Source organism: Roseibium denhamense, from assembly GCF_009711415.1.
In the GTDB taxonomy this organism is placed as follows: domain Bacteria; phylum Pseudomonadota; class Alphaproteobacteria; order Rhizobiales; family Stappiaceae; genus Roseibium; species Roseibium denhamense.
Genome location: NZ_SMLZ01000107.1, coordinates 120,816 through 143,558, shown reverse-complemented (window position 1 = coordinate 143,558; position 22,743 = coordinate 120,816). Strand labels below are relative to the sequence as shown.

Below are 22,743 nucleotides of genomic sequence, written 5' to 3'. Positions count from 1 at the left end.
GGCGTCAGCTTTCAGGACCGTAATACATCTCCGCAGACTGCGATACGAAGCCTTCAGCAATCAGCTCCCGGACGACTTCGTTGAAGCGGTCCATATCCTCCGCCCAAGGAGATCTCTTTGAAACGCCGAGAAACAGGTCGACAGAGTTGCCCGGATTGTAGGGGACCTCTTCGATCTGAGCGGACAGCCCTTCGCGCTGGATGATGTAGTCAACCTGACAGTCTGTCCCGATCATGAGAGGGATCCGGCCGTGCACGAGCATGTCAAGCAAAGTGCTCTCCTGCGCGACACCGACCTTGTAAAGCGCGGTATCATTGTCAAACCGGTCGAAGTACGCCGAGTGCAGAACGTAACCGACCGGCACATTCTGCAAATCCTCATAGGTTTTGATCCCCTGGCCTTCGCCTTGGCGGGCGTAGAATGCAGTTGTGCAGTTGTAGTAGGGCGTGTCGGTATATGAAATGAACTCTGCCCGCTCATCCCGGTAGGCAAGTCCGCTCATCACATCCGCGGACCCGTTCTGCATGGAGGTCAGCGCCCGCCCCCATGGCATTTGGACGACTTCAAGATCGCCCGATACGCGTTTTGCGACTGCCTGCATAAAATCAATATCGAGGCCGGTCAATCCGCTTTCGCCCGAAATTCGAAAGGGCGGCCATTCATCGGTCGCAAGTTTAAGCGGTTCTGCTGCAGCCGGAACAGCTATCAAAAACCCCAGGACAACAGTGCACTGCTTAACAATTCCACGCACTATTGTGCCTCCAAATCAGAACCTCACGTATATTAATGCATGGACCTGAACCGGGAAACATAGTGAATTATTACAAATCTCCAACGTTTACTTCGTCACCATGAATACAAATCAAAAGATGTATGCATGCAAATCACCCTGGACTTCGGAGCAGGTAATTTTTCCGAAAATCAACTCAAACCTTCTAGCCACAGACCGCTTTTTTACTCGAAAGCTCAGACTGGATAATCTGCTTGGTTTCACCGGTTTCATAAAGGCGTTTCAGGGCTCCGCCGACTTGCGGTGCCAAGCCCTTATTGCGTTCATGTAACAGGTGGTAGAACTGTACGGCCTCGACCGAACCGCCCAGCGCAACAAGATTATGCGCGCAAAGTTGTGCGACAAGGAGTGTGCCATCAATGGTGTCGCTGATCACCGCATCCAGGCGTCTTTCCTGCAGCATCACAAACAACTCACGTTCAGTCTCACCAGCCCATGTGTTCTCAAATGACTTGGCAATCCGTTCCGAAAGAATGACCCCTTTCTGGTAACCGACATAGGCGTCGTGAGGTAAGCCACGCTCAAAGCGGCCGGCATCTTGCCTGCGCACGAAAATGGCACCTTCTAGGGCAAAGCCAGGGATCTCAATAGGGATCAGCACGGGATGTTTTTCGGGCACGGCCGAAATACGCACCAAGTCCCCGTCTACCGCCCCTTTGACCGCAAGCGTTATGGCCCGTGTGCCCGAGGTTGGATAGATCTCTATGCCAATCCCAAGGGCCTCATAGGCCCGCGATACAATCGCCGCCGCAACAGCAGATACGGTGGAATCTTGAATGGTTGAGAATTTTAGGGGTTCGGCCGCTTTCACCGGCAGCAAGACGGATGGCCAAAGAAGCAAACCGATTGCGAACACCCAACGACGCATGACGTTACTATCCTCCCAACCGGACCGCTATTCGTTATTTTAATCCGATTAGTATAGATAGACACTTTCAAAACTGAGTTAAGATAAAAACACTACGCAGTGATTATTTTAATTTTCACAATTATTGCGCGAAAATACAAATATAAAAACTTTTGATTTACTTGAGACGCCTTCATACAGACCCGTCGAAGATTGCAGAGCATTCATGGCTGGTATTCCAACAGTATCCTTGCTGCAGTGCCGCAATTCAGATAGAACCGCCCGGAGTGATCTGGGTCAAACTCACGTGGATGTGTACGAGGCGCAGGCGATAAACCCAAGAACAAGATCTGGAGACAGACGTGTCCGCACGCCCGGAAGCGGCCGCTTCCGTCCATTCGACCAAAATGGACGCCGCCCGCATCAAAACAGAACTTCTCGCCGGCCTGACGGTCGCCCTCGCCCTTGTGCCGGAGGCGGTCGCCTTTGCATTTGTCGCTGGCGTCAATCCGTTGGTTGGCCTCTACGCAGCCTTTTTCGTCGGCCTGATTACCGCCTGCATCGGTGGCCGGCCCGGCATGATTTCCGGTGCGACCGGCGCCTTGGCAGTGGTCATGGTGTCTCTCGTTGCCCAGCACGGCGTTGAGTATCTGTTTGCGACCGTCGTATTGATGGGCCTGATCCAGCTTCTGGTGGGTGTTCTCCGCTGGGGTAAATTCATCCGGATGGTGCCGCACCCGGTGATGCTCGGCTTCGTGAACGGACTGGCAATCGTGATCTTCCTGGCCCAGATGGGTCAATTCAAGGTGGACGACGGCGCTGGCGGGCTGACTTGGATGAGTGGTTCCCAGCTCTATCTGATGCTTGGCCTGGTCGCATTGACGATGGCCGTCATCTGGTTCCTGCCAAAACTGACAACAGCCTTCCCGGCACCTTTGGCAGGCATTCTTGTGGTGTCGGCCCTCGCTCTCGGATTCAATCTCGACACAAGGTCTGTTGGCAACCTTGCGGATATCTCCGGCGGTTTGCCGCAGTTCCATATCCCGATGGTCCCGCTGAATTTTGAGACTCTCGAGATTATTCTGCCCTACGCCATCATCCTGGCCGCTATTGGCCTGATCGAGTCTCTGCTAACGCTTAACCTCGTAGCGGACATGACCAACACCAAGGGCGGTGCCTCGAAAGAGTGTCTGGCGCAGGGCACAGCCAACGTTGTGACAGGCTTCTTCGGCGGCATGGGCGGCTGCGCCATGATCGGCCAGTCCATGATCAACGTGAAATCGGGGGCCAGAACCCGTCTGTCCGGGATTTCCGCAGCGCTCTTCCTCCTGTCATTTATCATGGTTGCCTCCCCGCTGATCGCGCAGATCCCTGTCGCAGCCTTGGTTGGCGTCATGTTCATGGTCGTGATCGGAACCTTTGCCTGGACCAGCTTGAAGATCATGCACAAGATCCCGCTGACAGATGCGCTCGTCATGATCATAGTGACCGGCGTTACCGTTTATGCGGACCTAGCCGTTGCGGTTGTCGTCGGTGTGATTATTTCGGCGCTCGCCTATGCCTGGAACGCGGCAAGCCGGATCCGCAGCCGGATCGGAACAAGCAAGGAAGGCTGGAAGGTCTATCGGTTGTCAGGCCCGCTTTTCTTCGGATCGACCACCGGCTTTGCGGATCTCTTTAACCCGCAAGAAGACCCGGACGATGTTGTCATCGACTTTATTGACAGCCGCGTGGTGGATCATTCAGGCCTTGAAGCAATCGACGCACTGGCCTCCAAGTATGAGGCCGCCGGAAAACGGCTCCACCTACGGCACCTTTCCCCTGATTGCCAGAAGCTCTTGGCAAAGGCGGGCAATCTCGTCGAAGTCTCGGTTCTTGAAGATCCCGATTATGAAATTGCCGTGGACTATGGCCACAAGTTTGATGAGCCCGGAAAAGCGGTCTGACACGCAATTGGAACGCCCGTCATTTGATAAAAACCGCGGTCCGTTGGATCGCGGTTTTTTTAACTCCAATTCCAGTGGCGCCGAACGGTGGCGCTAAGAGGAAAATCATCTAAAAGTTGCAAATACTATTTACACACCTTATCAATTCTCTCCTGAAGTGAATTGGGTAAGAGGCCGGACATGCCGATTGGCGAGAACAAAAATCATTACTCGGGCAGCAGTGTCTATTTCTATGTCCCCAAGACCGGCGGCGAAGACCAGAACACAGCCAACGATAACAAACTCGGTGCTTTCCTGAGGCTGGGTGAGTTTTCCGATGTGGAAGAAACCGCCGCAGATCAGGCCGATTCTCAAAATCCGGCACAGGACCAGGATAACTATTACCCATTGGAACACATTGCTGATTCCAGATCGCGCCAGGAGGCTCTCGATCAGGCAGCTGGCGGCACACAGGGAAGCAAGGGCATATTGATGTCCTGCGACGGCAGGGTGCTGATCAAGGCGGGCGAGCGGATGTATACTCAGGTGCTCGGCGACAAGCACGACGATGTCGACGGCAACTACACGCTTGCAGTCGAAGACGATATCTCGATCCGCTCCGAATTGGGCGAAGTCACGATCGAAAGCGGGCCGGGGCGCGACATCGTGTTGTCCGCCGGAAATGGAAGCGGAACACTCATTCAACGCATTGAAAACGAAGACAAGATCATCGCTAACGAGGCCGCAGATACAATCCATGGCAACAAGTACTCGAAAGTTATCGGCAAATCGACATCGATTGTCGAAGGATACAAGCACCTCACAACCGGCGGATTGAAGACGGAGTTCAATTATGGAGGCGTGTTCACACTGAATGGAACGGCTGAGTTTTCAATAAAGCCATTCGCACTGGCAGTGACTGCTATGGATGTCGGCATCAAAGTTGGTGCGTTCAACATGAAGAAGTACGACATGGACCTCATAGAGACCGTGAAGCTCAACAAGACGGCGCTCTCGTTAGAGAACGCATTTGCACAGATGCACAATGCGGAGGTCGAAATGAGCCAAAGTGAAGTTCAAAATACGACAAGGCTACTAAGCTCAGCTCAGTCCAACATCGAAACCCGCCTCAGCAGTATCGAGAGCCTTATCAGCCGTTTGCGCATCTACGGTTCGGACGTATTCGCGGTCACATAACTGGACCCGGTTACAAACCGCCCTTGTATGCTAAGAGTGAGCCCATGAACCGGCTCAATCTTCGCATCACCCCAACGCTTGCCAGCACCATCGGCGCATTCGTCGTGGTCACAGCCGCCCTGGTGCTGATGGTACAAACAGTCACCATGGAAGAGATCATCCGGCGCATGGGCGGCGATCTGGTCGACCTGGGCATGGATGGCGCGGAAACCGCATTCATCGAACAACTCCATGCGGTCATCGTCACCGGCGACTACACGGCGAATGCCCTGGACCGCAATACCATTGACCCAGCCGACAGCGCAGATATCGAGGCCTATCTGTTCGGTGCGCTCGCGCCCATGGAACAGGTCTCCTTCATCAGTGTCGTTAACAGCGAAGGCAAAGGTATCGAAGTCGACCGCGGCGACGCTGATGGACGGTTTGAAGGAGGGGATATCGATATTCCAAAAGACCTTCCGCAATTCGCGACCCTACTGAAGCAGGCGGAACAGGACGAAACACCGTTCTGGAGCGATCCGATTTATCTGGCAGAGCGGAACCACACCTATTTTGTCTATGTGCGTCCTTTGCGCCAAAAAGGTAAGCCATCCGGCGCCGCCTTCATAGGCATGTCGCTCCATCGGATGTCCGACATCACCTGGTACATATCAACGGATGACATCACCGTTTTTCTGATGCGGGAAGGTTCAACGGAAATCATTGCGCATCCCGATCTTCACGAAAAATACGAGGATCTGAGTGCAGACACACCCTTGATCGGCGTCTCCAATGCCCCGGATGATTTTCTCGCCGGGTTTCACGATTTGCGGGACGAGCAGAGCCATCTCTTTGACATTGCCCAAGACCTCGACCTGATGTCGGGCTACACCAGCGATGATGAGAAACGCTTCTTGATTGTCGAACGCAAGAATGAAGAGCTCAAGGGCCTCCCGGTCCGGATCGGCGTTCATTTTCCTGCAGAGTTCCTTGACCAGCCCGTGCACCAGCTCTTTGTCGCGCTTGCGATTGCAACCGCCCTGCTGCTGATGTCGCTAATCGGCTCGGTTGTTCTCGCGCGCCGAATTGCTCTGCCAATCCAAAGAGCTGCCACTTCAGCAAAGGACGTTGCGCGGCTCAATCTTGGCACCGTCAAGCCGCTTCCCAAAAGCAGGATCCGGGAGCTGGACGATCTCGCCACCGGGTTCAATGCGATGGTCGGGGGGCTTGCGGCCTTCAACCGCTATGTTCCAACGTCGCTGGTGAAACGGCTTATGACGGAGGGACGAACCGAGAGCCCGCCGGAGGAGCGGGATGTTGCCGTGCTGTTCACGGATATTGCCGGCTACACCGCCGTTTCAGAAGGAATGACGGCAAGTGAAACAGCCGCCTTTGTAAATCACCACCTCTCTTTGATCGGAGCGGAGATCACCCGGCAAAACGGCACGATCGACAAGTATATTGGTGATGCGGTCATGGCTTTTTGGGGGGCTCCGGAAACCCTTGATGCTCCAGCCGTTCCAGCAGCAAAGGCGGCCGTTGCAATCTCGGCAGCAGTGCGCGCCGACAATTTGATCCGCAGGCAAAATGGAAAGCCGCCCGTCCGTATCCGCGTCGGAATCCATGTCGGACCGCTTGTTGTTGGCGATATCGGGGCCCCAGAACGGGTCAACTATACGGTCATTGGCGACACGGTGAACGTCGCGGCACGGCTGGAAAGCCTCGGAAAAGAGATTGATCCCTCTGCCGAGGTCATCATTCTGGCTTCAAAGGAAGTCGAGGAAGGCTTGCCAGAGACCTTTGGCCGCCAGGAGATCGGTCCGCACCATGTGAAGGGGCGGACCGAGCCGGTTGAAGTCATCCGCCTGAGCGAATGATAGACCGTTGCCAGGTTGACGGCTATTGCGCGCGCCTGAAAACCGGCATGGTACCGCCCGTTGGATGGGATACATGAACCGAATCCAGGCAGCCATTGGCAGACAGCTCACCCTTGAGCGGAGCCAGATGCCCTGGTGAGAGCTCGATCCCTAGAAACCGGCCATAGTCCACCGGCCCAGGCAGTTCGACCTTGCCGAGTTTGTCCGGTTCAAATCCGAAGCGGGCATAATAAGGCGCATCAACCGACAAGAATAACCGATCCATGTCCGTGGATAACCGCCTGGTTCAGCGCATGGCGCATCAGACGGTCACCAACCTTTTGCCCCCGGCACCCCTGCGCAACCGCCAAAGGCCCCAGCAACAAGGTTTGACGTCCGTTCGGATCGGCAACAGACCAAAGCCGGACCGTCCCGACCAGCATTCCGGTCTCGTCCAAGGCCGCGAATGCAAAGACAGGAAGGCGGCCTGTCCGAAGGCGTTCCGATGTCTTCAGCCGCCGGTCAGGTCCAAAGCTTGCGTCAAGCAGGCGCTCCCGGGCGCTGGCATGCTCCAGCGCCTCGTCCACAATGTCGATCATGGATCGATGCCTCAGATGACGTAGGACGCCAGAGGCGCGAAACCGTTGAAGCCGACGGACGAATAGGTCGTTGTATAGGCACCGGTTGCCTCGATGAGTACCTTGTCCCCAATGGAAAGGCTCACTGGCAGCTCATATGGCGTCTTTTCATATAGAACGTCGACACTGTCGCAGGTCGGTCCGGCCAACACGCAAGGAGCCGTTACGTCTCCGTCGTGACCGGTCTTGATCGGATAGCGGATTGCCTCGTCCATTGTTTCGGCGAGACCGTTGAACATACCGATGTCCAGATAGACCCAGCGCACTTCATCGGCATCAGACTTTTTCGAAATCAGAACCACTTCGGCTTCGATCATGCCGGCGTTGCCGACCATACCGCGGCCCGGCTCGATGATGGTCGACGGCAACCGGTTGCCGAAGTGCTTTTTCAATGCTCCGAAGATCGCCTCGCCATAGGTCGGAACACCTGGAACGTCTTTCAGATAGCGGGTCGGGAACCCGCCACCCATATTGACCATCTTCAGTTCGATGCCGCGAAGCGCCATTTCTTGGAAGACGCCGGCTGCCATGGCGAGAGCGAAATCCCACGCTGAGAGGTTGGCTTGCTGAGAGCCGACATGGAAGGAGACGCCATAGGCCTGGAGGCCGAGCCGGTGGGCATGTTCGAGCACATCCGGGGCCATTGCAGGGTCACATCCGAATTTGCGGGAGAGCGGCCATTCTGCGCCGACGCCGTCGCACAGGACACGGCAGAAGACGCGGGCGCCAGGGGCAACGCGGGCGATTTTTTCCACTTCTTCGACGCAGTCGACGGCGAAAAGACGGACACCGTGTTGGTATGCTCGCGCAATGTCCTTCTCCTTCTTGATGGTGTTGCCATAGGAAATGCGGTCAGCCGAGGCGCCAGTTGCCAGAACCATCTCGATTTCGCCGACTGAGGCGCAATCGAACGACGAGCCAAGGGTTTCCAAAAGCGACAGGATTTCCGGAGCCGGGTTGGCTTTGACTGCGTAATAGACGGAGGTGTCCGGCAAGGACTTTGCGAAGGCCTCGAAATTGTCACGGACGATATCAAGGTCAACAACAACACAAGGTCCGTCTTCGTCACGGCGGCGCAGGAATTCGCGGATACGGTCGCTCATTGGGGAAGCCCCCTCTCAAATCTGGCTGCAGGCCCTCAAAGTGGCTTGGACGCTGCAGTGTCACGTCGCAGGATGCTGCATATGTGCGCCCGTCTCGCCCCGGGATGGAACCGGAGGGCGGATGCTTCATAACAGCGACGGTTGGGCTATGCGTCTGCCAAATATGCAGCGATCGCAGAGCTTTCCCGCGTCGGGATGCCGTTGATTGGATCGGGAAGACCGAACCGCACGTCGGGCAAGGATGTAACAAGTGCCTCTTCTGTTACCCCGGAGGTTGGAAACCCCGGCAGAGACCAAAAGGGCCCTCTTACGTCGTTGCTTTAAGCCGTCCGGATTTACTGCCCCGCCCCTTGGCGGTTTTTTGCGGCAGCTACCCCTTAAGAGATTTCAGTGAAACCCCATGAACGACCACGGGCACGTGCGAATTTGGGCACGGAGTATATGCGCCGATTTGCCATCAGGTGCAACAGGAAATTTTTGCTTATCTGCCACTTGGTAAACCCGCAGCTGCGCGGAATGAACCGCCGCTTTGTGAGATGTGCTTGCCGTGCCCGCGAAGAGCATTACATCCACAACCTAGGAACACCGCTCCAAGTGCAACCCATGAGGATCTCCATGCTGCCACGTCAAAGCTTGCCGTTTCTTCTGGCTGGTCTCGCCCTTCCCTTGTATACACTGACGGCGGCAGCGGAGCCGCACCAATATGAACTGGATCCGGAACACACAACGATCTCGTTCATGGTCGACCACCTCGGATACGCAGATACGCTCGGCTTGTTTCTCGAGTTTGACGGCACATTCACCTATGACATGGAAACACAGGAACTGTCGGACCTTTCGGTGACAGTCCAGACAGCCAGCGTGGAATCCTTCAATGAAGCGCGGGACAACCACGTCAAAAACGCTGATTTTCTGAACGTCGAAACCTATCCCGTCATGACGTTTACAGGTGTCAGCGCATCGCCCGAAAGCGAAACCTCTGGCACGGTTACGGGTGATTTGACGCTTCTTGGGGTCACCAAGCCGGTGACGCTGGATGTCACCTTGAACAAGGCGGCCGACTATCCGTTCGGGCACAGCCGGTTCACGCTCGGCATCAGTGCAACCGGCACAGTGAAACGCAGCGATTTCGGAATGATGTATGCCGTGGAGAACGGCTTCGTCGGCGATGATGTCCGGATAACCATCGAGACCGAAGCGATGCGGGTTGAATAACTCCCCGCTATAGCGCCCGGTCCATCAACGGTCTGAGAGCCGGATGAATGTCCGGGCTCTCCTGCTGGATGAAGCGCAACAGCGCTTTCTCGTTTTCGTGCAAAAGCCCATCCCGGCCGATCCGGTCAATCAGCCAACCGGCCTCTACAGCAGTCACGACTTCATTGGCGGCAATTTCCGCGCTCATGGCAGCGCCGCGGTCCGCGAACGGATCTGAAGATACGGCTTCATCTGGTCCGCCGCCAAACATGGATTTGAAGAAACCTGCAATCCCCCCCTGAAAGCCGCCAGGCTGGGCAAGCCAGTCTTCTCTCGCAAGCGCCACGTCGCGGGGCGGCGGCGTGTAGCCGGACATGGCCATCATGTAATTCGCAACGGCTTTTGCAAATAATTCCGACCAGGCCGGTGAATTCTCAGCTTCAATGGTCGCATCGTTGAGGTCGAATAGCACTTCGGCTTCTGCTTTCGAAACAGCGATCCCGCCGCATCCGGCGCCCGCATACAGAACACGGCGCAGCAGTTCAACTTCGGCGTCAGATATCACGCCGGGCTTAAGGGCCTTGCCATGCCGGGTCGGTCCGTCGCCGCTGATCACAGACGAGGCAACGGTTTGCAGAGCGAATTGTTCCAGGCTTGCCGGCGCTTGACGTGCCTTCTCCAGAACCTTGAGCACCGCTTCCAGTTCGTTGGCCGTGCAGATATGGCCATCCGCAGTGACCTGACCGATAAGCCAGGCAGCGTTTTCCTCCGAGACATACCCTTCGGGGCGCACCTGATTGACCAATATGTCGCCAATGGCCTCAGGGAAAAGGTGGTGCCAGCTGTCAGTTGCCGGCAGTTTGGCGTTGTTCAAACGAAATAGCGCTGAGGCCTCATCGGCCGACACAACCATATCGCCATAGATGTATCGTCTCAGGGTGAGGACATCATCATCCTCAATCCTCTCCCCCGCCGAAATCTTCGCAGCAACAAAGTCTTTCAGAGTTGGCTTGGCCATGGGTCCCCCGCGCTCGCTTGTCATTGTCAGCCTCGCCCAAAAGTGTTGCGATCCCGTAACGGGAGATAGTCGAACAAAAAAGGGAGCTGCAGGGCAGCTCCCTCAAGGTGATCTCCGGGATTAAGACAGGGGATGCCCAGAGATCGTACAGCGCTCCGGCTTTTTCGCCAGGCGCGGCAAGCATTAGCCGCGCTTGTGATCCCCGCCTTTGCCGTGGCCGCCATGTTTGCCTTTTCCGCTGCGGGAAAAATCGGCTTTGCTGATGACACCGTCCTTGTTGCGGTCAGCCCGCTCCATCAGGTGATCGGCCTGGCGTCCATGTTCCTCAGCTGTGAGGCCAAGACTTCCGTCCGCATCGGCGCGCTGGAACATCTTGACGATCCGCTGCTCGTTTAACGCTGTCCACAGCGGGCCGAACTCTTCCAGCGTGAAGGACCCGGACCCTGATGTATCGGCCAGTGCAAACAACTCGGCGCGTTTTGCATCAAACTCCTCGCGGCTGACCGATCCATTTCCGTCTGCATCGAACAACCCCATGAACATGGCGCCCTGTCCACCGCGCCGGCCGCGGCGCTCACCGCGATCCTCACCACCCGCAGAGCGGACGGATTCAACGATCCCGTTACCGTCCCGGTCCAGACGGTTGAACATGCGGTTCGCAGCAGCATCGGCTTCAGCCTGTGTGATCGTTCCGTCGCCATCGCGGTCCATGCGCTGGAAGGCCCGGATCATCCGGTCATTGGATCGGTTCAGGAACTCTGCCTTGAACTCATCGAGCGTAATGACCCCATCGCCATCGGTATCTGCAGAAGTAAAGGCGTCAGATCGCACGCTTTCGATCTCAGCGGCCGTGATCGAGCCGTCCTGATCCGCGTCGAAGCGCTCGAACAGCCTCTCAACGCGTTCAGAACCGCCCCGGCCATGTCCGCGGCCCCAGCTGTCGTCTCCACGGCCTTTTTTATGAGCCATACGCAGCTGATCAGTCTGTTGAACATTCTGCCCCCCGTCCCTATCTGCACCGCCGTTCTGGGCGGAGGCCGGGACACCTGCCATGAGCGCAGTGCCTGCGACACTTGCAGCCAGAGCAGCGATTGCAATTTTCTTGAACGGTTTCATTCCAACAACTCCTTCGTTTGTCGATGACTGGAAGGTAGGAGGCAAATGTCGCAGAAATACCCGTTGAAACGGCCCAGTGTGTCGCGACCTGTCGCGATATCGCCTGTCGATACAGTTTGTTACAAACCCGTCTCGTACCGCTGTTTTCAGCAGGCTATTTATATGAACAAGAGACGCAGCCCACATGGGGCCGAGCATCCGATCTTGTTTAGGAGACGAGCGTGACCGACACGAGCCCGCATATCCTTGTGGTGGATGACCATCGCGACATCCGCGAAACGCTTGCCCGTTACCTGATCAAGAACGGCATGCGGGCAACGACTGCCGAAAATGCAGCTCAAGCCCGCAAAACCTTGAAGGCGGCTGCCATCGACCTTGTGGTTCTCGACATCATGATGCCAGGCGAGGACGGTTTGTCGCTGTGCCGGCATCTGGTGGAAACCGGATCCATGCCAGTCATTCTTCTGACAGCCATGGCTGATGATACAGACCGTGTCATAGGACTGGAAATCGGCGCCGATGACTATGTCACCAAACCCTTCAATCCCCGCGAGCTGCTGGCCCGTATCAAGGCGGTTCTGCGGCGGACCTCCCTGGCCCCCAAGGAGCGGGACCCGATTTCTCAGGACATGCTCTATTTCGACGGCTGGGCTTTGAACGTTTCCCGCCGCGAGCTGGCGGATCCGGACGGTCAGGAGGTCGATCTGTCGAGTGGCGAGTTTCAGCTGTTATGCGCATTCTTGAAGCGGCCGAAGATGGTTTTGAACAGGGACCAGCTCATGGATCTGACCACCGGGCGCTCCCCGGCCATGTTCGACCGCTCCATTGACAATCAGGTCTCGCGGCTGCGCCGGAAAATCGAAGCCGACCCGAAAGACCCGAAACTGATCAAGACAGTTTGGGGCGGTGGCTACATGTTCACCGCCGACGTGAAAGAAGCCGCCGGATGACGTTTTTGAAGCGCGTTACGCGGTTTGCTGCGATTCTTTGGCCCCAAAAGCTTGCCACGCAATTGGTCTTGCTGCTCCTTGCCGCGATCATCGCGGCACAAGCCATCAGCATCCTGATCTTTCAGGACCAGCGCCGGATTGCCATGGTTGCTCTCGCCCGGGACAATATTCTGTCGCGGGCAGTTTCCCTGGCCGAGCTGGTCAGGGACACACCGCCGGACCTCCAGACACGTATTTTAGACGCCAGCAGTAGCCAGTTTGCCGTCTTCTGGCTGGGCGACACGCCAATTGCACCAGAGCCGGGCCAATCCCGCTTCGAAAGGCGTCTCCAAGATTTTCTGGAGGAACAGCTGGCGAGTGGCCAACTGGTCCATCTCAACATACACGCCGATGAAAAGCGGGGTCCCTCCCGGACAAAGGACAAGGATCGCGAGAGCTGGCGGTCCGTTCCCAAGGATGAACGTCCCAAACAATTGCGCCGGATCATGAACCGTCCGGAGGACCTGTCGCTTTCCATTAAACTGGCGGATGATCAATGGCTGAACCTGGCGACCAGTTACCGCCCTCCCCCAGCGGCCTTTCTTCCTTTGCTGGTCCAACTGGCTCTGACCGCGCTGGCCATCATCGTGATCATTGCATTCGCGGTGCGCCGGGTGACACGGCCGCTAAACGATCTTTCGGAGGCTGCCGAACGGCTGGGCCGCGGTGAAGACATCGATACCCTCCCGCAAACCGGTCCTCAGGAGGTCCGGGCGGTCACCAACGCGTTCAACAATATGCAGGAACGGCTGACGCGATTTGTCCGCGACCGGACCCGCATGCTGGCGGCGATCAGCCATGACTTGAGGACCCCGATCACGTCGCTCCGCCTGCGTGCGGAATTTATTGACGACGATGAAAACCGCGAAAAGATGATCGAAACCCTCGACGACATGGCCGCGATGACGGAGGCGACGCTCAAATTTGCCAAGGAAGATGCTTTTTCCGAACCGGCGGAAGAGGTGAACATTGCCGCCATGCTCGATGCAATAGCCCAGGATCAGAGGGATCTCGGGTTTTCATGTGATCTTCAGGACAAGGAACCATTGCTGCTTGTCTGCCGGCCTGTGTCTCTCAAACGCGCCTTCAGAAACCTCATAGAAAACGGGAACCGGTATGGCGGTCCGGTTGAGGTTAAAGTGTCGCGGGAAGCCGATCACATCCTCGTCCGGATCTCAGACCAGGGTCCGGGCGTTCCCGAGGACCGGTTGCAGGACATATTCGAGCCATTTGTCAGACTGGACGAATCGCGCAACGAGGACACGGGCGGTATCGGTCTGGGTTTGGCGATCACGCGGTCTATTGTTCACGCCCATGGCGGTACCATAACGCTGGAAAATCTGCCGGAAAGAGGACTTCGCGTGACCGTCTCCCTTCCAGGCATTGCCTGAGCCCCTTGAAAATCTTGCGCTTGATCAGCTCTCGGACGCCTGCTGAGGTTTTGTAAGGTCGAGCGCCATCAGAATTTCGTCGACATACTGCCCGTCAATCTTGAGGGCGCGGCGCTCGAGACCGTATTGCTCGAACCCAAGGCTTTGGTAGAGCTTCTTCGCAGGCTCGTTCTCAGAACCGACAGTGATCTGGATTTGCTCGACCTTGTCTTGCACAGCATCGATCATGACTTTCAGGAGAGATCGCGTCACACCCTTGCCCCGAACCTCGGGCCGGGCATAGACACCCCATATGATCGCCTTGTGCTTCACTTTTTCTTGTCCCGACGCAGCCAGGCCTGCAATGGCAGTGAAGTCTTCGGTCTCCAAGCCGCCACCGACAATCAGGTTGGTTTGAAGTTTCTCTTCGAAATAGGACGATGGCAGCTGGGCGGCCTCGTCATACCCCATCCCGAAAGCCTCTGGGTGGTTCTGAAGAGCCTCCAGCCGCAGGGTCCGGAAGATCTCGACGTCAGCTTCGGAGAGCCGCCTTACATAGACCTCCATTGCCTAGCGCCTCGCTTCCAGCTCACCGCCATATGTCTGGTCGTCAACCGGTTCCAGCCAGTCAGCGACACTGCCCTCCATCTCTTCGTGGATGGCAAGATGGACCAGGGAAACGTGACGGGCCGCGCCGTGCCAGTGTTTCACGTTCGGCGGTATCCAGATCACGTCTCCCGGCAAGATGGAAAGCTTCTCCTGCCCCCAGAGATGCACAAACCCCGCCCCGGATTCCACAACAAGGGTTTGACCGAGCGGGTGTGTGTGCCAATGGGTGCGCGCCCCGGGCTCGAACGTGACTTTGACAGCACGGACGCGCGCCGGGCCCGGTGCTTCGATTACGGGATCTTGCCAGACCTTTCCGGTGAAATAGTCCGGGTTGGCTTGTTTGGTTGGCCGGGACCCGGCCTCATAAACCGTCAACACACTCATGAAGAGTTCTCCTGCACCGCCTTGTTTGGCGTTGGCTGCAAAGGCCGCCTCCAGTTGATCAGAACAACACCGAAAATGGCAAGGCAAATCCCGGCAAACGTCTCCAGGTTCAAAACCTCATTCAAGAACACAATACCCAAGACGACGCCGATGCCCGACCGCAGGTAGGCCTGGCTCGACGTTCCCATCGGACCGATCGTGTTGATGAGGCGGAAGTAGATCAGGAACGCAAGGGCGGTACAAAAGACACTCAAAATGCAAGCGGCCGCCAGGCTTTCGCCCGACATTTGCAATGTCCAGGGCCGGTCGATAACGAGGCTGAGCGGCAAAAGCGTCGCAGTCGAACAAATCAGCGTCCCCGCGGCCGTTGCGAGCGGTGGCAAATGCGAGAACATCCGCCCCCAGATCGCAGCAATCCCGTAGAGCGCGGCCCCGGCAAGCACTGCGATCTGGGGAATGAAAGCACCGCCCAGACTTTCCAGCGCCCCCGTGCCGACAATCAGGACAATCCCCGCCATTCCTGCAAGCGCTCCAAGAAACTGCTGCAAAGCAGGCCGTTCGCTCCCGGACATCAAGAACAGCGAAAAGAAAAAGACGAATAGCGGTGACGTGGAATTCAAAACACTGGCCACGGCGCTGTCGACGGATTGCTGCCCCCAGGCCAAAAGGAGCCAAGGCCCCGTGCTGTTGACGATAGATTGAACAAACAAAAGCCGCCACATCCGGCTGTCCGTTGGCAGCTTCAATCCGCGCACACTTAAAATGCCAAGCAGAACCAGCGAGGCCAAACCGACGCGCAAGGCAATCAAGGTCATGGGAGGAATGGTTTGCAGCGCCAGGCTGATCCACATGTAGGAGGAGCCCCATAAAAGCGCGAGCACCCCCAAAAGAACGAACTCAAACCGCCGCCCTGCCATCAGGCTTCCTTGTCATGCAGGTTACGGCTGTCGCTTGGCGCTTCGGCCCGCTCCGTCATGCCGTAGTCGCGCAGGACATGCGCAACACGCAGCCGGTAATCCTTGAAGTAACTCTTCCGCCCGACGGATTGCGCCTTGCGGTGCTGGGTCAGCTGACGCCATTGATCCAGCGCTGCCTCATCACGGAAAAACGAGACGGATAAAAGTTTTTCCGGATTGGTCAGGCTTTGAAACCGCTCGACCGACAAGAACCCATCAATTTCTTCGACCAGGGGCCGCATCTCTGCTGCCATATCGAGGTAATCCTGTTTCTTGTCCCCGTGCGGTATGACCTCGAAAATGACTGCGATCATTTGTGTTCTCCCTCAAACCCGATCAATTTGCCATGCGGAGTTGAGGCCAGTTTCAGAAAGGTACGGTCTTCTCTCAAGATGAATTTTTCGCGCATGGCAAAAGCATAGTTTTCCCGGCCGAGCGGATCGGCGGAAAGCCGGGCACGATAAGCCTCATAGGCGGCAAGATTTTCGACCGAATAAACACCATATGCGAGGGTCGTGGACCCTTCGTGAGGCGCATAGTATCCAAAGAGGTCGGCGCCGCAGCGCGGAATCGCTTGCCCCCAGTTGCGGGCATAGTCCTCAAACTGCGCTTTCTTGGTTGGATCGATTTGATAGCGGATAAAGCAGGTGATCATGGCAATGCTCCTCTCGTGTCAGATCGCCAATGCATGTGCCACATCACACAGCCCGAATGCTTCGACACAGATCGAAGCGTTGTGACTGGCCCCGGCGTCCGTCCCATGGCAAGATAACCAGCACACTTCGACAAAGGCCGAACCATGAAAGACGGACCGGACATTGCCCGCATCGGGGCCCTGATTGGAGACCCCGCCCGCGCAAACATCTTGAGCGCGCTTTTGAGCGGCAAGGCCCTCACGGCAAGCGAGCTCGCGGCAGAAGCCGGAATTACCGGCCAGACGGCCAGTTCCCATCTGAAGAAGCTCATGGAAGGCGGACTTCTGGCACAAGCCAAACAGGGCCGGCACCGGTACTTCACCCTCGCGGACGCCGATGTCGGCGCGACGCTGGAAGCCCTTATGGGACTGGCCGCGAGAAAAGGACATTTGCGCACACGGACCGGGCCGAAAGATCCCGCGATGCGGGCTGCACGCGTCTGCTACGATCATCTTGCCGGTCATATGGCCGTGCGCATGTTCGACAGTCTGCAGAGCCGTGGATTTCTTGAGGTCACCACCGAACCGGGCGGCCTCGGTCTGACAGCATCCGGCGAAGCGTTCGTAACCGGGTTCGGAATAGACCTATCGGACCTCCGGTCGAAGCGCCGCCCCTTATGCCGGGCTTGCCTTGATTGGAGTGAGCGGCGCGACCATCTCGCCGGGGCATTGGGAGCGGCTCTTCTTGTCCAGTTCCAAAAACACGACTGGGTGAAACGCGAGACCGGCAGCAGGGTCGTGCATATCTCGCCCAAGGGCGAGCGGGACCTCAAGGCCCTGTTTCCAATTCACTCCTGAGTATCGGCGCCGGTAAGCCCGCCCTTATCCGGCCAACATTTGCCGAAACCGGCCGGTCCACTCTTCGCTTTGAGGGTCTGCAAGTTTTGCAACAGACGGCTTGACGCCGTCTGCCTTCTTGGGATCTTGACCAAGCCTCTTGAGGACGTCTTGAAGGCATGCGTCCGGCGCACTGGACAATTCATCATATGTCAGGCGCAACGGAACGATACCTTGGGTATGGAACCAGGTGGTCCAGTCGCGATCAGCAAGGACAAACTGCTCATACGCCGTTTGAATTTCTTTCGGATCGAAGACCGGGTCTTTGTGAGGTGACAAACGTTCAAGTTCAAATCCGTCTGCCGCCCTGTGCCAAAGCCCTGACTGCTGGGCCTTCACATAAGACACCGCCTGTTCAACCTTGTCGGGCCGTGTCAAGTGAATGAACAAGATGCGCCCAAATGCGCGCTCCATTCGTTGAAGATCCGTTCGGTCATCCGGAAACAGTACGGCAAGGTTCCGGGTAAAAAACTCAAAACTGTGCCTCTGTAAACGAAGCCCGAACACACCCGTATCGCCGCGGCCCATGCATACGGCGCTCTCTAAGATCCGGGTCAGTGTGTCCTTTTCCGCCTCTCCCGCAAGTGCCGGCAACTTGTGATACTCGAGCCAATCCTCAATGGATGGCTTGTGGAAATAGGATTTGGGAACACCAGCCACGCCGGTTTCCGCCAGCATCCTGCATAACAAGGTGCTGCCACTGCGTGGGCTGGTGCATAAAACGTAAGACTTAAAAACACTCAAGGCTGCAAGCTCGCCAAGTCCAGGAAACAGGCGGCGATATCAACACGATGCCGCGTGATCGCAAAGCCCGAAATCTCGGTTGAAGTGCTCCAAACGCTCTAAATCAAGCGCCGGGCACCTTGAGTTGGAACACCCACCGGCCATTCCCGTATCTTCATGCCCCGAAGAACGAGCACCCGTTTTGCAAATGACAGTTGAATAAATCTTTCACACCACTGATGACATCCTTTTCCGCAAAAAACAAAACCCGGCGAAAGCCGGGTCTTCAGTGTTTCAGTTTCCGAGGTGTTTTCTTGGTTGTTCCGCTCGGTGCGGATGGCAGTGGGGCCGTGAACTCCGGTGTTAACCCGCTTTGCGGCCCTTCCGGGCCTCAAACAGTGTCCGGTAGAGACGGGAAGGCAACCACGGCAAGCGGTCACGGTTGTAATCCTGTCGATGGTTGACCAGGAAGGTCCTGGCGACTTGCACAATCATATTATCTCCTTCGCCCGACCATTGGGTCGGGCATCTTTGTTATAGGAAATAATATAGCGCACATTGCGCACTTTTACAATGCGCACAATGTGCACTTTTTTCGAATTTTCCCAAATTTTATAAGCCAACAACGATACAAGACCTCAGCGGATTTTTGTTAGCCGAATTAGCAATAGGCGTCAAAAAAAATCCCGCTACGTCAGCGCGGGATTTGTATTGTTTGTAACCTACTGAACGCTGTGGCTTACTCCGCCGCTTGCAAACGGGCAGGATCATAATTGAGGATCGGTGCAAGCCATCGCTCGGCAAACTCGACATCCCAGCCTTTTCGCTTTGCATAATCCACAACTTGATCCTTTTCGATCTTGCCGACGCCGAAATAGTAACTATCCGGGTGCGCAAAATAGAGACCCGATACGGATGATCCCGGGAACATTGCACGGCTCTCGGTCAACTTGATGCCGGTGTGGCGCTCGGCATCCAGGAGATCGAACAAAGTATCTTTTTCGGTGTGATCAGGCTGTGCCGGATACCCGGGAGCCGGACGGATACCCTGGTATTTTTCTGCAATCAGCTCTTCGTTTGTCAGGCCTTCTTCGGCGCCGTATCCCCAAAGATCTTTGCGCACGATCTGGTGCAGTTTTTCCGCAAAAGCCTCCGCCAAACGGTCTGCAATCGCCTGAGACATGATCTTGTTGTAGTCATCACCCTCACGGTTGTACCGCTCGGCAAGTTCACTTTCGCCATGCCCGGCGGTGACAGCAAACCCGCCAATCCAGTCGTTTATGCCGCTCTCCAAAGGCGCGACAAAATCGCTGAGCGCGACATTTGCCCGCCCGCCTGATGTCCGGCTCATCTGCTGTCGGATGCTATGGAATGTGGCCCGGGTCTCCGACCGGCTTTCGTCTGAGAACACACGGATATCATCGCCAACACTGTTGGCGGGCCAAAGCGCGGCCATGCCCTTGGCTGTCAGCAGTTTTTTCTCAACGATCTCGTCGAGCATACGGCGTGCATCATCAAACAGCGCCGTTGCGGCGGGTCCGTATCTGTTATCGGTCAGAACCGCAGGGTAACGCCCCTTGATTTCCCAGGTGGCAAAGAAGGGCGTCCAGTCGATAACCGGGACAAGCTCTTCCAGCGGAAATTCCTCAAAAAACCTGGGGTCCAGCTGTTTTGGCGCGACCGGACGCTGGCCTTCGAAATCAGCCTTGAATGCGTTTTTCCGGGCAGCCTCAATGGACAGGCGCTGCTGATTGCCCCGGCTGGCCGCATGCTTTTCGGCAATGTCGAGATACTCAGTCCGCACATCCTTATAGTAGGGATCCCGCCCGCCTTCGCTCATCAGTTTCGAAGCGACCCCGACTGCACGGCCCGCATCCGTGACATAAATCGCCTGACCCTTTTCGTAGTTGGGATTGATCTTGACCGCCGTGTGGATTTTGGAGGTTGTTGCGCCACCAATCAAAAGAGGAATATCAAGACCTTCGCGTTCCATCTCTGCAGCTACATGGCACATTTCGTCCAGAGAGGGCGTGATCAAGCCGGAGAGCCCGATAATGTCGACTTTCTCCTGCTTTGCCGTTTCCAGGATTTTGGCCGCAGGCACCATGACACCGAGGTCGATCACCTCGAAATTGTTACATTGAAGGACCACACCGACGATGTTCTTGCCGATATCGTGAACATCACCCTTTACGGTCGCCATTAGGATCTTGCCTTGCGAAGAGTGTCCGGTAATGCCCTTTTCTTCCTTTTCCTTCTCCATGAAAGGCATCAGGTAGGCGACGGCCTTTTTCATGACACGAGCGGATTTGACCACCTGCGGCAGGAACATCTGTCCTGAGCCGAACAGATCACCAACAACGTTCATGCCGTCCATCAACGGGCCTTCGATCACATGAAGCGGGCGGTCGAAGGCCTGACGGGCCTCTTCGGTGTCGTCCTCCACATAGTCGGCAATCCCATGAACGAGGGCATGCTCCAAACGCTTGGCAACACCCCACGTCCGCCACGTCAGGTCAGCTTCCTTCTTCTTGCCGCCCTCGCCTTTCCAGCGTTCGGCCGCCTCCAGCATCCGGTCGGTTGAATCTGCGCGCTTGTTCAGGACAACGTCCTCGCAAAGCTCACGCAACTCCGCATCCAGATCGTTGTAGACGGCCAGCTGGCCGGCGTTGACGATCCCCATATCCATACCCTGCTTGATACAGTGGTACAGAAAGACGGAATGCATCGCTTCACGGACGGCCTCGTTGCCGCGGAACGAGAAGGACAAGTTTGAAACACCGCCGGAAACATGGGCATGGGGCAGGTTTTTACGGATCCAGCCCGTCGCCTCGATGAAGTCGACACCGTAATTGTTGTGTTCTTCAATACCGGTTGCCACAGCAAAGATGTTCGGATCGAAAATGATGTCGGCCGGATCGAACCCGACTTTCTCCGTCAAGACCTTGTAGGAACGCTCACAGATTTCGATCTTCCGCTCGAACGTATCCGCCTGGCCCTTTTCATCAAACGCCATGACAACCACCGCAGCACCATATCGCCGGACAAGCTTGGCCTGTTCGATGAAGGCGTCCTCTCCTTCTTTCAAGGAGATCGAGTTGACAACGCCCTTGCCCTGAATGCACTTCAAGCCCGCCTCAATGACCGTCCATTTTGAGCTGTCGATCATCACCGGGACTTTCGCGATATCCGGCTCAGCGGCAACCAGATTGAGGAAGGTGACCATGGCCTCTTCAGAATCGAGAAGCCCTTCATCCATGTTGATGTCGATGATCTGGGCACCGTTTTCCACCTGCTGGCGGGCCACTTCAAGCGCGGTCGCGTAATCGCCTTCCTTGATCAGTTTGCGGAACCTGGCAGACCCGGTGACATTGGTCCGCTCCCCGACATTGACGAAATTCACTTCCGGGGTCAGCGTGAATGGCTCCAGACCCGAAAGGCGCATGAACCGCTCGACTTCCGGAACTTCGCGTGGCGCCTTGTCCCGGACAACATCGGCAATGGCCCTGATATGATCTGGTGTCGTTCCGCAACAGCCACCGACAACATTGACCAGTCCGGCAGCCGCAAATTCTTCAATGAGCCCGGCCATGTGCTCAGGGCTTTCATCATATTCGCCGAACTCATTCGGGAGGCCCGCATTCGGATAGGCACACACAAGCGTGTCCGCAACCCGGCCGAGCTCAACGATATGGGCCCGCATTTCCTTGGCGCCCAGCGCACAATTGAGGCCGATTGTCAGCGGATTTGTATGCCGCACCGAGTTCCAGAACGCTTCCGGTGTCTGACCGGACAAGGTCCGCCCGGAGAGGTCGGTGATCGTGCCGGAGATCATGATCGGAAGCGTTTGGCCGGTCTCCTCAAAGACTTCCTCAATGGCAAAAAGAGCTGCCTTGGCATTCAAAGTGTCGAAAATCGTTTCAACCAGAATGATGTCAGACCCACCCGCGATGAGGCCGCGTGTGGCCTCGGCATAGGCAATCCGCAGATCGTCAAAGGAAACAGCGCGATACCCCGGATTGTTTACATCCGGGGAAATGGAAGCGGTCCTGTTGGTTGGTCCGAGCGCGCCCGCAACAAAACACTGTCTATCCGGATCTTCCGCCTGTTTTTGAAGGCACGCTTCGCGCGCCAGCTTCGCGCTCTCATAGTTCAGCTCATAGGCGAGCCCCTCCATACCATAATCAGCCTGAGCAATGGTCGTGGAAGAAAACGTGTTCGTTTCCAGAATGTCCGCACCGGCATCCAGATAAGCCTTGTGGATCGCGCGGATTGCATCGGGCTGGGTGAGACTTAGAAGGTCATTGTTCCCCTTCACGTCGCTCGGCCAGTCCTTGAACCGCTCCCCGCGATACGCCGCCTCGTCCAGCTTCAGCTCCTGGATTGCCGTCCCCATAGCACCGTCGAGGATCAAAATTCTGGACTTGGCAAGATCGTAGAGGCGCTTGAAAGCGTCAGAGGTTGTCACGGTATTTCCTTCCAGACAATCTGGTTTGGCGTCAATTTAAGCCGTCCCGC

At 56.4% G+C, this 22,743-nt stretch carries 22 protein-coding genes; 7 read left to right on the top strand and 15 right to left on the bottom strand.

The features are described 5' to 3' along the window. Window positions 1–4: 4 nt before the first annotated feature. A complete protein-coding gene (locus tag E1180_RS11135; protein WP_208997077.1) occupies window positions 5–751 on the bottom strand; it encodes a substrate-binding periplasmic protein in 747 nt (248 codons plus the stop codon). A 184-nt stretch (window positions 752–935) separates the two neighbouring features. Next, entirely contained in the window at window positions 936–1,658 is a 723-nt protein-coding gene (locus E1180_RS11130; protein ID WP_155191247.1) for a transporter substrate-binding domain-containing protein, read from the bottom strand. A gap of 386 nt (window positions 1,659–2,044) precedes the next feature. Here E1180_RS11130 and E1180_RS11125 point away from each other — a divergent pair, with 386 nt between their 5' ends. From E1180_RS11125 to E1180_RS11115, 3 genes are all read left to right on the top strand, one after another. Continuing rightward, window positions 2,045–3,583 (top strand): SulP family inorganic anion transporter, encoded by a 1,539-nt coding sequence (locus E1180_RS11125; RefSeq protein ID WP_155191309.1) that lies wholly within the window; start codon window positions 2,045–2,047, stop codon window positions 3,581–3,583. A gap of 180 nt (window positions 3,584–3,763) precedes the next feature. Further along, window positions 3,764–4,759 (top strand): hypothetical protein, encoded by a 996-nt coding sequence (locus tag E1180_RS11120; RefSeq protein ID WP_155191246.1) that lies wholly within the window; start codon window positions 3,764–3,766, stop codon window positions 4,757–4,759. Window positions 4,760–4,803: 44 nt separating this feature from the next. After that, window positions 4,804–6,615 carry an adenylate/guanylate cyclase domain-containing protein gene (locus E1180_RS11115; protein ID WP_155191245.1) on the top strand — a complete coding sequence of 604 codons (1,812 nt, stop codon included), beginning with the start codon at window positions 4,804–4,806 and terminating at the stop codon, window positions 6,613–6,615. 22 nt (window positions 6,616–6,637) lie between these two features. On the opposite strand, the gene E1180_RS22450 is transcribed toward E1180_RS11115, so the two are convergent. From E1180_RS22450 to E1180_RS11105, 3 genes are read right to left on the bottom strand one after another with little or no spacing between them, the layout of a single operon-like run. Then, window positions 6,638–6,880 (bottom strand): hypothetical protein, encoded by a 243-nt coding sequence (locus E1180_RS22450; RefSeq protein WP_244314036.1) that lies wholly within the window; start codon window positions 6,878–6,880, stop codon window positions 6,638–6,640. Then, on the bottom strand, window positions 6,855–7,193 hold the full coding sequence (locus E1180_RS22445) for a GNAT family N-acetyltransferase (protein WP_244314035.1): 339 nt from the start codon (window positions 7,191–7,193) through the stop codon (window positions 6,855–6,857). The genes E1180_RS22450 and E1180_RS22445 overlap by 26 nt, the downstream gene beginning before the upstream one ends. An 11-nt stretch (window positions 7,194–7,204) precedes the next feature. After that, a complete protein-coding gene (locus E1180_RS11105; RefSeq protein WP_155191244.1) occupies window positions 7,205–8,335 on the bottom strand; it encodes a type III PLP-dependent enzyme in 1,131 nt (376 codons plus the stop codon). 615 nt (window positions 8,336–8,950) lie between these two features. Between E1180_RS11105 and E1180_RS11100 the strand changes: the two genes are divergently transcribed. Further along, a complete protein-coding gene (locus E1180_RS11100; RefSeq protein ID WP_155191243.1) occupies window positions 8,951–9,550 on the top strand; it encodes a YceI family protein in 600 nt (199 codons plus the stop codon). A 7-nt stretch (window positions 9,551–9,557) separates the two neighbouring features. Here E1180_RS11100 and E1180_RS11095 read toward each other — a convergent pair whose 3' ends face one another. Both E1180_RS11095 and E1180_RS11090 read right to left on the bottom strand, forming a co-directional pair. Then, window positions 9,558–10,547 (bottom strand): hypothetical protein, encoded by a 990-nt coding sequence (locus E1180_RS11095; RefSeq protein ID WP_155191242.1) that lies wholly within the window; start codon window positions 10,545–10,547, stop codon window positions 9,558–9,560. 183 nt (window positions 10,548–10,730) lie between these two features. Continuing rightward, window positions 10,731–11,663, bottom strand: coding sequence for an EF-hand domain-containing protein (locus E1180_RS11090; protein ID WP_155191241.1), 933 nt, complete (start codon window positions 11,661–11,663; stop codon window positions 10,731–10,733). Window positions 11,664–11,884: 221 nt separating this feature from the next. On the opposite strand from E1180_RS11090, the gene E1180_RS11085 reads away from it, so the two are divergent. Together E1180_RS11085 and E1180_RS11080 are read left to right on the top strand one after the other, a co-directional pair. Beyond that, window positions 11,885–12,613: a response regulator gene (locus tag E1180_RS11085; RefSeq protein WP_283404353.1), complete on the top strand. Its 729-nt coding sequence runs from the start codon at window positions 11,885–11,887 to the stop codon at window positions 12,611–12,613. Beyond that, entirely contained in the window at window positions 12,610–14,043 is a 1,434-nt protein-coding gene (locus E1180_RS11080) for an ATP-binding protein (RefSeq protein WP_155191240.1), read from the top strand. Before E1180_RS11085 ends, E1180_RS11080 begins: the two co-directional genes overlap by 4 nt. A 24-nt stretch (window positions 14,044–14,067) precedes the next feature. On the opposite strand, the gene E1180_RS11075 is transcribed toward E1180_RS11080, so the two are convergent. The 5 genes from E1180_RS11075 to E1180_RS11055 are packed head-to-tail and all read right to left on the bottom strand — an operon-like array spanning window position 14,068 to window position 16,626. Next, window positions 14,068–14,589, bottom strand: coding sequence for a GNAT family N-acetyltransferase (locus E1180_RS11075; RefSeq protein WP_155191239.1), 522 nt, complete (start codon window positions 14,587–14,589; stop codon window positions 14,068–14,070). A gap of 3 nt (window positions 14,590–14,592) precedes the next feature. After that, window positions 14,593–15,015, bottom strand: coding sequence for a (R)-mandelonitrile lyase (locus E1180_RS11070; RefSeq protein WP_155191238.1), 423 nt, complete (start codon window positions 15,013–15,015; stop codon window positions 14,593–14,595). Further along, window positions 15,012–15,932, bottom strand: a complete 921-nt coding sequence (locus E1180_RS11065) for a DMT family transporter (protein WP_155191237.1) — start codon at window positions 15,930–15,932, stop codon at window positions 15,012–15,014. The genes E1180_RS11070 and E1180_RS11065 overlap by 4 nt, the downstream gene beginning before the upstream one ends. Further along, a complete protein-coding gene (locus tag E1180_RS11060; RefSeq protein ID WP_155191236.1) occupies window positions 15,932–16,285 on the bottom strand; it encodes an antibiotic biosynthesis monooxygenase family protein in 354 nt (117 codons plus the stop codon). The genes E1180_RS11065 and E1180_RS11060 overlap by 1 nt, the downstream gene beginning before the upstream one ends. Beyond that, window positions 16,282–16,626 carry an NIPSNAP family protein gene (locus E1180_RS11055; RefSeq protein ID WP_155191235.1) on the bottom strand — a complete coding sequence of 115 codons (345 nt, stop codon included), beginning with the start codon at window positions 16,624–16,626 and terminating at the stop codon, window positions 16,282–16,284. Before E1180_RS11055 ends, E1180_RS11060 begins: the two co-directional genes overlap by 4 nt. Window positions 16,627–16,770: 144 nt before the next feature. On the opposite strand from E1180_RS11055, the gene E1180_RS11050 reads away from it, so the two are divergent. Next, entirely contained in the window at window positions 16,771–17,463 is a 693-nt protein-coding gene (locus E1180_RS11050) for an ArsR/SmtB family transcription factor (protein WP_155191234.1), read from the top strand. A gap of 24 nt (window positions 17,464–17,487) precedes the next feature. Here the strand turns inward: E1180_RS11050 and E1180_RS11045 are convergent, their stop codons facing one another. From E1180_RS11045 to metH, 3 genes are all read right to left on the bottom strand, one after another. Beyond that, the gene (locus E1180_RS11045) at window positions 17,488–18,246 is read right to left on the bottom strand and encodes a Stf0 family sulfotransferase (RefSeq protein WP_155191233.1); all 759 of its coding nucleotides are present in this window, start codon (window positions 18,244–18,246) and stop codon (window positions 17,488–17,490) included. A 342-nt stretch (window positions 18,247–18,588) separates the two neighbouring features. Then, window positions 18,589–18,720: a hypothetical protein gene (locus E1180_RS22630; RefSeq protein WP_280115242.1), complete on the bottom strand. Its 132-nt coding sequence runs from the start codon at window positions 18,718–18,720 to the stop codon at window positions 18,589–18,591. 244 nt (window positions 18,721–18,964) lie between these two features. Next, complete coding sequence (gene metH, locus E1180_RS11040) at window positions 18,965–22,693, bottom strand: methionine synthase (protein WP_283404354.1); 3,729 nt, start codon at window positions 22,691–22,693, stop codon at window positions 18,965–18,967. Window positions 22,694–22,743: the final 50 nt, after the last annotated feature.